The sequence below is a fragment of the Bacillus sp. NH11B genome (genome assembly GCF_001884205.1).
In the GTDB taxonomy this organism is placed as follows: Bacteria; Bacillota; Bacilli; order Bacillales; family Bacillaceae_G; genus Bacillus_A; species Bacillus_A proteolyticus.
In genome coordinates this window covers 39,140-52,032 of the sequence record NZ_MAOG01000064.1, presented here as the reverse complement: position 1 = coordinate 52,032, position 12,893 = coordinate 39,140, and the positions used below count along the sequence as shown (strand labels likewise).

General features: G+C 35.4%; 14 protein-coding genes. 9 read left to right on the top strand and 5 right to left on the bottom strand.

From position 1 onward, the window contains the following. Positions 1-221: 221 nt before the first annotated feature. A complete protein-coding gene (locus BAU27_RS09640; RefSeq protein WP_071747686.1) occupies positions 222-1,034 on the bottom strand; it encodes a GNAT family N-acetyltransferase in 813 nt (270 codons plus the stop codon). A gap of 152 nt (positions 1,035-1,186) precedes the next feature. Between BAU27_RS09640 and BAU27_RS09635 the strand changes: the two genes are divergently transcribed. The 6 genes from BAU27_RS09635 to BAU27_RS09610 all read left to right on the top strand — a co-directional run bounded on the left by BAU27_RS09635 (position 1,187) and on the right by BAU27_RS09610 (position 7,736). After that, positions 1,187-1,390 carry a hypothetical protein gene (locus BAU27_RS09635; RefSeq protein WP_012261408.1) on the top strand — a complete coding sequence of 68 codons (204 nt, stop codon included), beginning with the start codon at positions 1,187-1,189 and terminating at the stop codon, positions 1,388-1,390. Positions 1,391-1,848: 458 nt separating this feature from the next. Next, positions 1,849-2,637, top strand: a complete 789-nt coding sequence (locus BAU27_RS09630; RefSeq protein ID WP_071747685.1) for a helix-turn-helix domain-containing protein — start codon at positions 1,849-1,851, stop codon at positions 2,635-2,637. 169 nt (positions 2,638-2,806) lie between these two features. Further along, on the top strand, positions 2,807-4,420 hold the full coding sequence (locus tag BAU27_RS09625) for a long-chain fatty acid--CoA ligase (protein ID WP_071770759.1): 1,614 nt from the start codon (positions 2,807-2,809) through the stop codon (positions 4,418-4,420). 123 nt (positions 4,421-4,543) lie between these two features. Beyond that, positions 4,544-5,119 carry a biotin transporter BioY gene (locus tag BAU27_RS09620; RefSeq protein WP_071747683.1) on the top strand — a complete coding sequence of 192 codons (576 nt, stop codon included), beginning with the start codon at positions 4,544-4,546 and terminating at the stop codon, positions 5,117-5,119. 63 nt (positions 5,120-5,182) lie between these two features. Then, positions 5,183-6,646, top strand: a complete 1,464-nt coding sequence (locus BAU27_RS09615) for an acyl-CoA synthetase (protein WP_071770758.1) — start codon at positions 5,183-5,185, stop codon at positions 6,644-6,646. Beyond that, positions 6,639-7,736: an acetyl-CoA C-acyltransferase gene (locus tag BAU27_RS09610; protein ID WP_071770757.1), complete on the top strand. Its 1,098-nt coding sequence runs from the start codon at positions 6,639-6,641 to the stop codon at positions 7,734-7,736. Before BAU27_RS09615 ends, BAU27_RS09610 begins: the two co-directional genes overlap by 8 nt. Positions 7,737-7,744: 8 nt before the next feature. On the opposite strand, the gene BAU27_RS09605 is transcribed toward BAU27_RS09610, so the two are convergent. Then, a complete protein-coding gene (locus BAU27_RS09605) occupies positions 7,745-8,326 on the bottom strand; it encodes a DUF6434 domain-containing protein (protein ID WP_071770756.1) in 582 nt (193 codons plus the stop codon). A gap of 104 nt (positions 8,327-8,430) precedes the next feature. On the opposite strand from BAU27_RS09605, the gene BAU27_RS09600 reads away from it, so the two are divergent. Then, positions 8,431-8,874, top strand: coding sequence for an NUDIX hydrolase (locus tag BAU27_RS09600; protein WP_071770755.1), 444 nt, complete (start codon positions 8,431-8,433; stop codon positions 8,872-8,874). A 234-nt stretch (positions 8,875-9,108) separates the two neighbouring features. Here BAU27_RS09600 and BAU27_RS09595 read toward each other — a convergent pair whose 3' ends face one another. Then, positions 9,109-10,311, bottom strand: a complete 1,203-nt coding sequence (locus BAU27_RS09595) for an alanyl-tRNA editing protein (protein WP_175546531.1) — start codon at positions 10,309-10,311, stop codon at positions 9,109-9,111. 134 nt (positions 10,312-10,445) lie between these two features. Between BAU27_RS09595 and BAU27_RS09590 the strand changes: the two genes are divergently transcribed. Next, positions 10,446-10,853: a hypothetical protein gene (locus BAU27_RS09590; protein WP_071770753.1), complete on the top strand. Its 408-nt coding sequence runs from the start codon at positions 10,446-10,448 to the stop codon at positions 10,851-10,853. 67 nt (positions 10,854-10,920) lie between these two features. Further along, positions 10,921-12,159: an MDR family MFS transporter gene (locus BAU27_RS09585; RefSeq protein ID WP_071770791.1), complete on the top strand. Its 1,239-nt coding sequence runs from the start codon at positions 10,921-10,923 to the stop codon at positions 12,157-12,159. Positions 12,160-12,209: 50 nt separating this feature from the next. On the opposite strand, the gene BAU27_RS09580 is transcribed toward BAU27_RS09585, so the two are convergent. Together BAU27_RS09580 and BAU27_RS09575 are read right to left on the bottom strand one after the other, a co-directional pair. Further along, positions 12,210-12,590 (bottom strand): Hsp20 family protein, encoded by a 381-nt coding sequence (locus tag BAU27_RS09580; protein ID WP_071770752.1) that lies wholly within the window; start codon positions 12,588-12,590, stop codon positions 12,210-12,212. A 124-nt stretch (positions 12,591-12,714) separates the two neighbouring features. Then, on the bottom strand, positions 12,715-12,837 hold the full coding sequence (locus BAU27_RS09575; RefSeq protein ID WP_000517651.1) for a small acid-soluble spore protein P: 123 nt from the start codon (positions 12,835-12,837) through the stop codon (positions 12,715-12,717). Positions 12,838-12,893 lie beyond the last annotated feature (56 nt).

The following is a 12,893-nucleotide window of genomic DNA, read 5'->3' as shown; positions in this document are numbered from 1 at the left end:
ATTGCAAGTTGAATGATGTATCTAGTAATAGCGTAACAAATCCAGTTTGAATATTCAAATGATTAATAGAATAGAAAAGTAATTGTCATAAAGTGAAACTTTAATCAGTGGGGGTTTTGTTCATCCCCCACTGATTATCAGCCCTCACCAATCGGGCTTTTACGGGCAGCCCGACGAATAGTGGGATAAAATGTATAAGGTTGTAATAGAAAGAATGTTAATTACATGTCTTTTGCAGTCCATATCGATTTCGTATAAGCGATTTTCATATGGGCACGTTCCATATTATTTTGACTGCCGCTACCAAAGCGAGCTTGTCCAACTATTAAATTGCAATTGGATTCAACAGCGGTCTCAATCCGTTTTTGAATTAATGCAGTATGACAACCTTTACGTTGAAATTCTGGTAAAGTAGCAGAAGCAGCTAGTGAGGCGACACCTTTATTTATGTAGAGTACCCCTATACTAGCTGGAGTGTTTTGAACTTCGGCTATGAAAAAATGCCACCCAGGCTGATTGTAAAGAATTTCATTATTTCGACGAACGCCATCTTTTGTAAATGAAGGCATGTTAAAGCCCTGAACATAAATGTCTGCAAAAGTATGAAACTCATTTTCTTTCAGTTTGCGTACTGAAATGTTAGAAGGGGGGAGCGAAAAATCTTGTCCCGGTATACTATATAAAGCGGTATGGAAGCTAGATTGGTAAAAGTCTTTTTGAGATAAGTATTGAAATAGTTCAGTTGTGCCTTGAGCCGGTGTAATTTCAAAACGGCAAGGGATTTGTAGTGATTGATAATAAGAGATGATTTCATCTATCTCGTCTGTATTTGTAAATGCAATGCCCTTTACTGTGTTAAAAGTAGGACCAGCGATTATTTTTGATGAAAAGGCAGTAGCACTCCCAAACTTTTTCAATTGTACTTGCATTGGATTTTCTGACATCGCTTGTAATGCCTTTAATCTAGAAGATAGCATATCTATTTCTGCGTTTTCAATTTCTTGTGCTGCATTGAATGTCATAATAGTACTCATAAGATTCCTCCGTCAATTAATATAGTTCATAGTACATATACGATTTTCGTTCTGAGATTCCTGTTGAAATGTAAGAGAATAAGAGGTTTTTTGGAAGGGAAATGGAAGTTAACTGTCGAAGGGAGTGGAAACAGATTAAAGGTGGTGCTCTCATGAAACAGAAAGACGTGCAGACATGCTCTCATTGCGGTTCTCAAAACATAGGAGAAGGTGAGTTTATCGGTTATGCACAAATACGGAAAAAGGAGACGATGTTCACATCTTCACCAGTAGATGCTTATATTTGTACAGATTGCGGGAATATCCTTTCATTAAAGGTGCGGAATTATGAAAAGTTTAAGCAGAAGCCGTTATGATTGTTGAGAAGTGGTAATATAAAATGTCGTATACGAAACATATTACATTAAGTTAATTTAATAAAAGTGAAATTTTACATATATATGAGTACGCCTTAAAAAAAGAGATAAAAACATATACTGTATGAGATGCTCATCATTCATTACATGACACAGAAAAATATATAGAAGAAAAAGTAGTCATCTTAGAATGGTTCATAACGAAAACTCCTTTAAATGAATAAAGGAGTTTTTTGGGTTTTTTTATAACAATAATTACCTTTAATTGTTATAATTGGTTATTGGGAGGGGTTGTTTTATTAACGCCATAATCATAGAAGAAAAACAGCTAAAACGTATACAAAACCGCCATATAACATAATCGCAACCGTAAGTTGACAAAGTGCAACCGCAGGAAGATAGAGATAGGGGCAATGTTTACATACAATTTAGTTAAGAAAACAAGGGGGGACACACATATGGGATTTGGTGAGAAACTTTTTAAATTAAGAAAGGAAAAAGGCCTTTCTCAAGAAGCATTAGCTGAGAAATTAAACACGACAAGGCAAGCGGTTAGTAAATGGGAAAACGGTCAAGGTTTTCCAGAAACTGAAAAGCTAATAATGATTGGAAATGTATTTGAAGTATCGCTTGATTACTTATTAAAAGAAACTGCTGAGCAAAGTAATGAAAAGGAACATGGTTATTATGTAAGTAAGGAAATGGCAGAAGGGTATATAGTATATGGGCAAAAAATTTCTAAATATATCGCATTAGGGTTTAGTTTGCTTATTTTATCTACAATACCGTATTTATTATTTAAAGAAGATCCAACAATGTCTACATTCCTTATCATTATTATTGCTGTCCTTGGAATTGGAGCGATTATGGTACCTGTAACGATAGAAGAGAGTCGATACAATGTATTGAAAAAGGAAGAACTACTATTTGATCCAAACTTTTTAAAAGAATTGACAAAAAGATATGCGACTATTAAAAAGAAATATGCTGTAGTAGTAATTGTTGGACTTTGTTTCATAGCAGCGGGTGCAATACCATTTTTGTTTGAGAAAAAGCATATCACTTCAGGAGAGTTAGTACAATATTATCCCTACTGTGTTGTTCTTATTGCTATAGGTTTCTATCTTTTCGTTCGCGTTTTAGGAGTGTTAGAAACGTATAAAATTTTAGTTGAAAATGAAGAGTACAGTAATCGTTTCATTTTCAAATTAAAAAAGAAAGTAAGGAAAAAGGTAGATAGTTTTTAAATAGGAGAGAACCATGTTTTGTATCGTATGTATTCAAAACATGGTTCTTATTTATTAGAATTATTTCCAAAGAAATAATTCAGAAAATACAGAAAAATGTCGTAATTATTTGTAGAAGTCTGTTATAATGAACGAAATGAAAACGCTTTAAAGGGAGGATGTAAACAATATGATGATGAATGTACCTCTAACAATTAGTTCTATGATGGAAAGGGCAGAAAAACTATTCCCAAAGAAAGAAATCATTTCACGGACACATGATACAGTTACGACATTAACGTATAAGCAGCTAGGGGAAAGGACAAGAAGACTTTCAAGTGCGTTAAAAAAGCTCGGAATTAAAGAAGGCGAGCGCATAGGAACGTTAGCGTGGAATCATCATCGACATGTGGAGGCATATTTTGCTATTCCAGGTATTGCTTCTGTTTTACACACAATTAATATTCGTTTATCTCCTCAACATATTTCATACATTATTCAACATGCAGAAGATCGTATTTTACTTATTGATGAAGATCTTGTACCACTCATTGAGAATATTCAGTCTGAATTATCGACTGTACAAGCATATATTATTATGACTGATAAAGAGGAACTCCCAAAAACTACACTTCAACCTGTATATCATTATGAGAAACTTTTAGAAGAAGGCGACCCGGATTTCCAGTTTGCTAAAGATATTGATGAAAACACACCTGCTGGTATGTGTTATACGTCAGCGACTACAGGGAATCCAAAAGGTGTTGTTTATACACATCGCAGTACAGTGTTGCACTGTATGGCACTCGGATTAGCGGATACGACGGCTTTATCGGAAAGTGATGCAGCAATGGCTATTGTGCCAATGTTTCATGTGAACGCTTGGGGACTTCCTTTTGCGGCTACTTGGTTTGGGGCAAAACAAGTTCTTCCGGGACCGATGTTTACGCCGAAAATTTTATTAGAAATGATTCAAACTGAAAAAGTAACGATAGCTGCAGGTGTGCCGACAATTTGGCTTGGTGTTTTACAAGAGTTAGAAAATAATAGTTTCGATTTATCTAGTATAACGAGATTACTATGCGGAGGCGCAGCTGCACCGAAAAGTGTTATTAAAGCGTTTGAGCAAAAATATAATGTTCCTTTCGTACATGCATATGGAATGACTGAAACAAGTCCACTCGTAACGCTTGCACGTCTAAAAAGCTATGAAACAGATTTGGCGTATGAAGAACAACTTGAGATAAGATCGAAACAAGGATATCTTGTCCCTGGTGTAGAGATGAAAGTAGTCGGTACAAATGGGGAAGTGAAGTGGGACGGTACGGAGATGGGAGAACTATGTTTACGAGCGCCATGGATCGCTGCAAGCTATTATAACGATGATCGTACTGTCGAAGGTTTTCGAAATGGGTGGTTATATACAGGAGATGTCGTTACGGTTGACGAGGAAGGGTGCGTAAAGATTGTTGATCGTACGAAGGATGTTATTAAAAGCGGGGGAGAATGGATTTCCTCAGTTGACCTTGAAAATGCTCTAATGGCACATGACGCTATATTTGAAGCGGCTGTCGTTGCAATCCCACACCCGCAGTGGCAAGAGCGTCCAGTTGCCTGTGTTGTACAAAAGAAAAATAGTACTGTTACAAAAGAAGAACTATATGAATTTTTAAAACCACAGTTTGCGAAGTGGTGGTTACCAGACGATATTGTATTTATGGAGGAAATTCCGAAAACATCTGTTGGGAAGTTTTTAAAACAGGCGCTTCGGAAAGAACTTGAGCATTTGCATAAAGAGAAATAATTGAACTTATATTTGTTAACTTAAAATAAAATAAAGTTGACAAAAGGTGAATAGAAAGATAATATAACCCCTATAATATGTTACCTGAAATGGATTTTAAGTTTACAAATAGGAGAAGCAAATATGAATACAAAAAACTTAGTTTTCGTCGCTTTATTTAGTTCTATTATGGGAGTGTTAGGGTTAATACCTCCGATTGCTCTTTCTATTACACCTGTTCCTATTACATTGCAATCGCTTGGAGTCATGCTTGCAGGTGGATTGCTAGGATCACGTCTAGGTGCACTAAGTCAGCTTATTTTCTTACTTATTGTAGGAGTTGGAGCACCACTACTTGCAGGTGGACGCGGGGGGCCTGGCGTATTTGTTGGGCCAAGTGCAGGATATTTACTTGGTTATATTGCAGGAGCATTTGTAATTGGTTATTTAATTGAACGTTTACGTGAAGTTTCTATTATAAAAGTATTATGCATTAATATAATTGGTGGTATTTTCGTAGTTTATGTATTTGGTATCATTGTACAAGCTTTCGTAATGGATATTTCCGTATGGGAAACGATGAAAGTGAGTGTTGTATTTTTACCAGGTGATTGCATAAAAGCGATTATAGCAGCAATTCTTGTGACAAGGTTACATCGTTCATTGAAACATATTATTACGCCCGCTTTGAAGAATAGAAAATATACAAATGCGGGATAAGAGAGAAGAAACACGCTAATTGCGTGTTTCTTTTTATTATTTTGTAAAGAAAGGACGTCTCATATGGGGATTACAAAAGAATATAAACAGCATGCCTCTTTACAACCGAATAAAATAGCGATAAAGGAAAATGATAGAGTATTAACATATAAAGAGTGGTTTAATTCAGTTTGTAAAGTAACAAACTGGTTGCGCGCAACAGAATCGAAGAATAAAACTATAGCAATTGTACTAGAAAATCGTATAGAATTTTTACAACTATTTGCTGGTGCTGCTATGGCTGGATGGATTTGTGTACCATTAGATATAAAATGGAAGCAGGGTGAGCTAAAGGAAAGGCTAGCCATCAGTAATCCAGATATGATTGTGACAGAACGGTACAAGTTAAATGATATATCGGATGAAGAAGGAAGAGTAATTGAAATTGATGAATGGAAAAGAATGATAGAGAATTATCCAACTACCAATCCACCTTTAGAAAATGTAGAAAATGCTCCTTTTTATATGGGATTTACATCAGGATCGACAGGGAAGGCGAAGGCATTTTTACGTGGACAACAATCGTGGGTTCATAGTTTTGAGTGTAATGTACATGACTTTCATATGAAAAAGAAAGATTCTATTTTAATAGCTGGGACGTTTGTTCATTCTTTGTTCTTATATGGAGCAATAAGTGCATTGTATTTAGGGCAAATCGTACATATTATGAGAAAATTCATTCCAAATCAAGTGTTGGCTAAGTTAGAAACTGAAAATATTTCGGTCATGTATACAGTACCGACGATGCTTGAGTCTTTATATAAAGAAAATAGAGTAATAGAAAATGAAATGAAAATTATTTCGTCAGGAGCGAAATGGGAAGCTGAAGCGAAAGAAAAGGTGAAGAATATGTTACCTTATGCAAAAAGATATGAGTTTTATGGTGCGTCTGAGCTAAGCTTTGTAACAGCATTGGTCGATGAAGAGAGTGAAAGAAAACCGAATTCAGTAGGGAAACCTTGTCATAATGTACAAGTTCGAATATGTAATGAAGCAGGAGAAGAAGTACAGACAGGCGAGATAGGAACTGTGTATGTGAAAAGTGATCAGTTTTTTATAGGATACATAATAGATGGTGTTTTAGCTCAAAAGTTGACTGCAGATGGCTGGATGACAGTGCAAGATGTAGGTTATCAAGATGAAGAAGGCTTTATATATATTGTTGGAAGAGAGAAGAATATGATTTTATTTGGAGGAATCAATATTTATCCAGAAGAAATAGAGAGTGTGCTACAGACACATCCAGCTGTTGATGAAATAGTTGTAGTTGGTGTAGAAGATAGTTATTGGGGTGAAAAGCTTGTCGCTATCGTAAAAGGAAGTGCTACAAAGCAACAATTGAAGAGTTTTTGCTTACAACGATTATCATCTTTTAAAATACCGAAAGAATGGCACTTTGTTGATGAAATACCTTATACAAATAGCGGGAAGATTGCTCGTATCGAAGCAAAAAGTATGATTGAAAACCGGGAAAAGATATATGAATAGGGCGGTTATTGTAGAAGCGAAAAGAACACCTATTGGTAAAAAAAACGGGATGTTGAAAGATTATGAAGTTCAGCAATTAGCAGCACCACTTCTTACGTTTCTAAGCAAAGGAATTGAGAGAGAAATAGATGATGTCATATTAGGAAATGTCGTTGGACCAGGAGGTAACGTTGCAAGATTATCTGCTTTAGAAACAGGGCTCGGTTATCATATACCTGGTGTAACGATTGATCGGCAATGTGGTGCAGGATTAGAAGCCATTCGTACTGCGTGTCATTATATCGGGGGCGGGGCAGGTAATTGTTATATCGCTGGGGGAGTAGAGAGTACAAGTACGTCACCTTTTCAAAATAGAGCACGGTTTTCGCCTGAAATAATTGGGGATCCAGATATGGGATTAGCCGCTGAGTATGTTGCAGAGCAGTATAATATAACGAAAGAAATACAAGATGAATATGCTTGTCTTAGCTATAAAAGAACGCTGCAAGCATTAGAAAAAGGATATATACAAGAAGAGATATTACCTCATTATTTTAATGGATTATTAGATGAATCTATAAAGCGAGAAATGAATTATGAAAGAATGATTAAGAGAACGAAACCTGTATTTTTACAAAATGGAACGGTAACAGCAGGAAATTCGTGTGGTGTAAATGACGGGGCATGTGCTGTTCTTGTAATGGAAGAGGGGCAAGCCCGGAAATTAGGATACAAGCCTGTTCTTCGTTTCGTTCGCAGTGCTGTAGTTGGAGTGGATCCAAACCTTCCAGGAACTGGTCCGATATTTGCAGTGAATAAATTATTAAATGAAATGAATTTAAAAGTAGAGGATATAGATTATTTTGAAATAAATGAAGCATTTGCTTCAAAAATTGTGGCATGTGCAAAGGAGTTACAAATTCCGTACGAAAAATTAAATGTAAATGGTGGTGCAATTGCGCTCGGGCATCCGTACGGTGCGTCTGGAGCTATGCTTGTAACGCGCTTGTTTTATCAGGCTAAAAGAGAGCATATGAAATATGGAGTTGCGACATTAGGAATTGGGGGCGGGATAGGGCTTGCTCTATTATTTGAAAAAATAGAAGACTAGCTCCTACACTAGTTTTCTATTTTTTGAGGAGTATAAACATTGCTACCAGGTTTTGCTTTTATTTCATTCCAAGCAGCGATAGCATCAGCTTTTGATTTTCCTTTGTTATTTGGATCTTCGAAAAAATCACGAGTAAAGCGATTGTATTCAAACTGCGCGCTGATAGTAGTTTTGTATGTAGGATCTTTTTTTCGTTCGTTTTCTTCATACCAAAACGTTATCGCGTCTTCATATGTTTTTCCGATATTCTCTTTGAAAAACTTTTGAAGTGCTACTGTAAAACGAAAGTTCCCCCCAATTTTTTCTTTGAAAAAAACACGGACGTCTTCGCTACAGCGGTGATTTTTAGTAATAATCGTTTGAAGGGAAAGGTCTTTATAAGAGAGAGAAGTTTTACTTGTCTTTTGACCAGAGCTGTTTTTTAATATTTTACCAGTAGTTAAATAATGGGAGATACGCTCGGTTATCTCGATCTTAGAGCCACTAGCTGGCAAATCATGTTCACGACAAAATGTTTGCAGTTCTGCTTTTAACCAATAATAGTTTTGGAAATCTTCAAGTGATATAGACTTTGTTAAAGGTGGACGCATGAATGTAACAACTTCTTTCTTCCATAATTTTCTTTAATTATAAAACGTACGTTCTTTTTGTGGAAGGATTAATTTGTAAATATAATGGGAAGAGGAGATTACATATGGAAAATGTAATGCAAGTTCGTGTTACCGGAATTTTAACTGAAGATGAAAAGGTGTTACTAGTAAAGCAAAAAGTTGCTAATCGGAATTGGTCTTTACCTGGAGGAAGGGTAGAGAACGGTGAAATGTTAGAAGCAGCGATGATTCGAGAAATGAGAGAAGAAACAGGGTTAGAAGTTAAAATTAAGAAGCTACTCTATGTTTGTGATAAACCAGATGCTAGCCCATCTTTATTGCATATTACGTTTCTGCTTGAAAGGATTACAGGGGAAATTACGTTACCATCAAATGAATTTGATCATAATCCAATTCAAGATGTGCAAATGGTACCGATCAAAGAATTGAGTAGATATGGTTTTTCTGAGAAGTTCATTAAACTTGCATCTGAAAAGTTCTTGAACGCAGGAAGTTACCAAGGATTAAAACAAAATATTGGTTTGTAAACATAAAAGGAGGCTATTATTTTGGAGCAGCCTCCTCTTACTCTATAAGTTGTGTTTATTGTCGTATTTCGTTGGACAATCGATATTTCTTATAGGATCGTTGATATATTTTGATTTATGATAGATATATTTGAAAAATCGTTAATATAATTTCATTTACTGTATTACTATGTACGAAGCAAAGCAGCAAAGAGGATATCATCGAGTTCAATGACATCCCACTCATAAAATGATCTACACCGCTGATTGTAAAGAAGAAACAAGTTGATTTAAAAACTTGTCCCCAGTCATAATCGCTTTCCCGCCGCCGCGAGCACTTTTTTTATTTCCGCCACCTTTTCCTTTAATTGTAGGAAGGGCATCTTTTAAAAGTGTATTCATATCGAGCGTTACTGTTTTTCCGCAAGCGAGAATACATTGTAATTTGTCCTCATTTTCAATAACGAAATACGTAATTGCATGCTCTTGTTGTTCTGTAATAATAGCAGACAGTTTTGCAATTTCTTGCATAGGGCGGTTTGTAAATACTTTAGAAATAAGTATTCCACCGTGTATTTTTTCTGGCTGTTGCAATAGTTCATTCGCTTCTGCAAATAATAGTTTTTCATTCATTGTTTGTAGTGCTTTTTCGTTTTCTTTTTGGGATGTAAGAAGTTGGGATACTTTTGCTGGAATATCAGCTTCACTACTGTTTAATTGTTTAGAAACATCTTTCATAATTTGTTGTTGTTGCCCCATTAATTTTAGTGTGCGCCAGCCAGCGATAAACGTTAAGCGTATAATACCTTTATTGCGCTCCCATCCTAGTACTTGAATAGGACCTACTTCACCAGTGTGTTTCGGATGCGTTCCGCCACAGCCGTTGTAATCATAGTTTTCGATAATAACAACGCGTATATTTTCTGTCATAGTCGGTTCTTTGCGAAGAGGTAATGTTTTCGCTTCTTCTAAGTTCATCCACTCTATACGGATCGGATGGTTTTCAAAAACAATTTTGTTGGCAATTTGCATAGCCTTTTCAACTGTTTCTGCATGCAGATTTTCTGTTTCTAAATCAATTGTTATAGTTTCTTTTCCAAGATGGAACCCGATTGTCGGTATGTTAAAGTGATCCCAAAAAGCAGCAGATAAAATGTGCTGAGCTGTATGTTGCTGCATATGATCAAAACGGCGCTCCCAATCTATTTTACCCTCTACTTCTTCTGTATGTAATTGTTCTACTATGAAATGACGAATTTCTCCATTTACTTCTTCAACGTTACTTACCGGAATACCATTTAAAGTTCCAGTGTCGTGTGGTTGTCCGCCGCCTGTTGGATAAAATGCAGTTTCACTTAAGACAACATATAAGTTTCCTTCTGTACAATAATCTTGCTTTATAACTTTAGTAGTAAAGTCTTTCTTATAAGCGTCGATGTAATATAATTTTTGCTCCAATTCTCTTTCCCCTTTCGTGTTAGCTAGTTTCATTGTAAAGCAATTGAAATTAGTTTCCTAATATTTCAGAAGAAAGAAACTATTTTTAGAATTTTCTTGCTATAATAAGAAGAAAATGCGGGGGTGGAATGAATATGTTATATGAAAACGGCGTAGATAAACTGCTTAGTTTAAGCAGAAATATTTCTGAATTATATCGAGAACTAAATGAAATGACCCGGATTTTAACGGATTGTAACCGAGAAAGTGTGAAATTTGATCGGTTATATGTAAAGGAGTTACTTTGGAAGAAAGAAGATGTACTAGAAAAATATGACCAACTACTTGTACAACTTTGTATTAATGAATGCTTTGATTTAAAAAGTGTCATTACAGGAGAATATAAGTATACATACGAAGAAGTAGAAAGCATAGTTTTACAATTTAATGAAACGTATAATGTCGCGATTTTAATTAAAGATGTTTGTAAGGAATTACAGTTTACATATGGAATTGATATGGATATAACGCGAACAGCTCGGGTACAAACACCTCAAGTATAAAAAGGGAAAAGAAAGCAGATCCTTTGCTTTCTTTTTTTATGTAAGAATAGGGAGAGTAGGTTTGAAGATGAAGGGGAAGTTACAAAATATTCATCCGTTAGGAATGACAATTATAATAGGGACTTTATTTGCGAGGTTCGCCACGTCAATGAGTATTCCATTTTTAGCAATTTATTTAACGACTGTTAAAGGGGTATCAGCTGGAATGACGGGTGCTATTATCGGAACGAGTGCACTTGTTGGAGTTTTTGCTAGCTTTATCGGAGGGAATTTATCGGATCGATTCGGCCGAAAGATGATTATAATATGTTCCATGATCGTTTGGGTGTTTGTATTTATAGGTTTTTCAGTTGCAGATCATGTTTTAAGTTTCTTTTTATTAAATGCTTTGAATGGATTATGTAGGTCCTTTTTTGAACCGACGTCAAGAGCATTATTATCAGATTTAACGAAACCAGAGTATCGGTTACTCGTCTATAACTTGCGATACGGTGCAATAAATGTTGGGGTTGCGATTGGACCAATTGTTGGATTACAGCTCGGAAGTGCAAAATCAACAATTCCTTTTTTAGTAGCCGCTGGAGTTTACATTTTATATACAGCTATATTGGCGTTCCAATTTAAGAAGTATCCACTGGAACGAAAGAAAATAAATAAAGAAAAGCCTGTTACAATGTTAAATGCAATTCGTATTTTGCGAAAGGATGTAGTATTTTTAGTTGCTTTAGTCGGGATTATTTTGAGTAATAGTGGTTTTTCGCATTTAACCACGACAGTATCTCAATATTTTGCAAATGCACATATATTTCAGGATGGAGTGAAGTTGTTTTCATATATGCTAGCTTTAAATGCAATTACAGTAGTAGTTATTCAATACCCTGTTATTCAAATGTGTAAAAAGTATACGCCATTAGCGTCTATTATGGTTGGAACGTTATTTGTGAGCGGGGGATTGTTTGGATTTGGACTAGTAGAATCCATGTTAGGGGCAGCTATTTGTACAATTATTTTTACATTTGGAGAAGTTTTAATGTTTTCAATGACAGATGTATTTATTGATGAGATCGCTGATTCCAATCTGAAAGGAACATACTTCGGAGCGATGGGCTTTTCAGGAATTGGAGTAGTAATTGGTCCTTGGTTTGGAGGAGTACTTCTCGATTATTACGGGTACCAAAATGGATTTGTAGTATTTTCAGAGCTAGCTATATTTTCAACTGTAGCATTTCCTGTACTTTTAGTTACAAAAAGCTTATTGAAAAAAAGATATGATAGAAATTCTAATATAGAAATGCATGCGAAATAAAATAAGCCCCAGCAAGTTACTGGGGCTTATTTTTGTATTTATGTTAACTCTCAATTTGAAAAAAGAATCTTCTTTTCATGCTTATCGGCAACTTCATTTTTGGAAATATGAATGGCTAAAAATCCATTCTCTAAGCAGGCTAGCATCTTCTTATAAATAATATTAGCGGGTAAAGGAATGGTCCGCTGTAAAGAAGTATTTTTATGAAGTATGCATATGTTTAGGCCTGTCTCCATCTTTTTAATGAGTACATTTTGTTCAGTCACATTTGGTACATCTGTTTCCAAAATGTATTCTTGTTCTGTTTCACAAAGGTCAATATGAATTTGATTTGGAAAACTAAAATTACTACAAGAATCAGAACAAAATTGATCCATCCATTCTTCGAAACCATCAACATGAAAAAGACAATCCTTCTTTTTCTTGCCCATGTAAGACACCCTCCGTAAAATCTCAATTCATACTATGTTATGCATGAATGAACCAGGGGTGAAGAATAAATGGAAAAATATAAACATTGTATGTGGCAAAGGTAGCTAGTGTGAATGTTTTGTTTTACATATCATGATGCGCATGATTTTTTTGGCGTGAATGGTTACGGTTTTTTACTTTATGAGATCCGCTTAATGGTTCCGGTTGTCCTTTTTTTTCTTTCGATTCACGATTGTTTTTTCCCATTGTATGTGACACCTCCTCTTTCTATTTAGAATGAGAGAAGTTTGCGAATTTATACG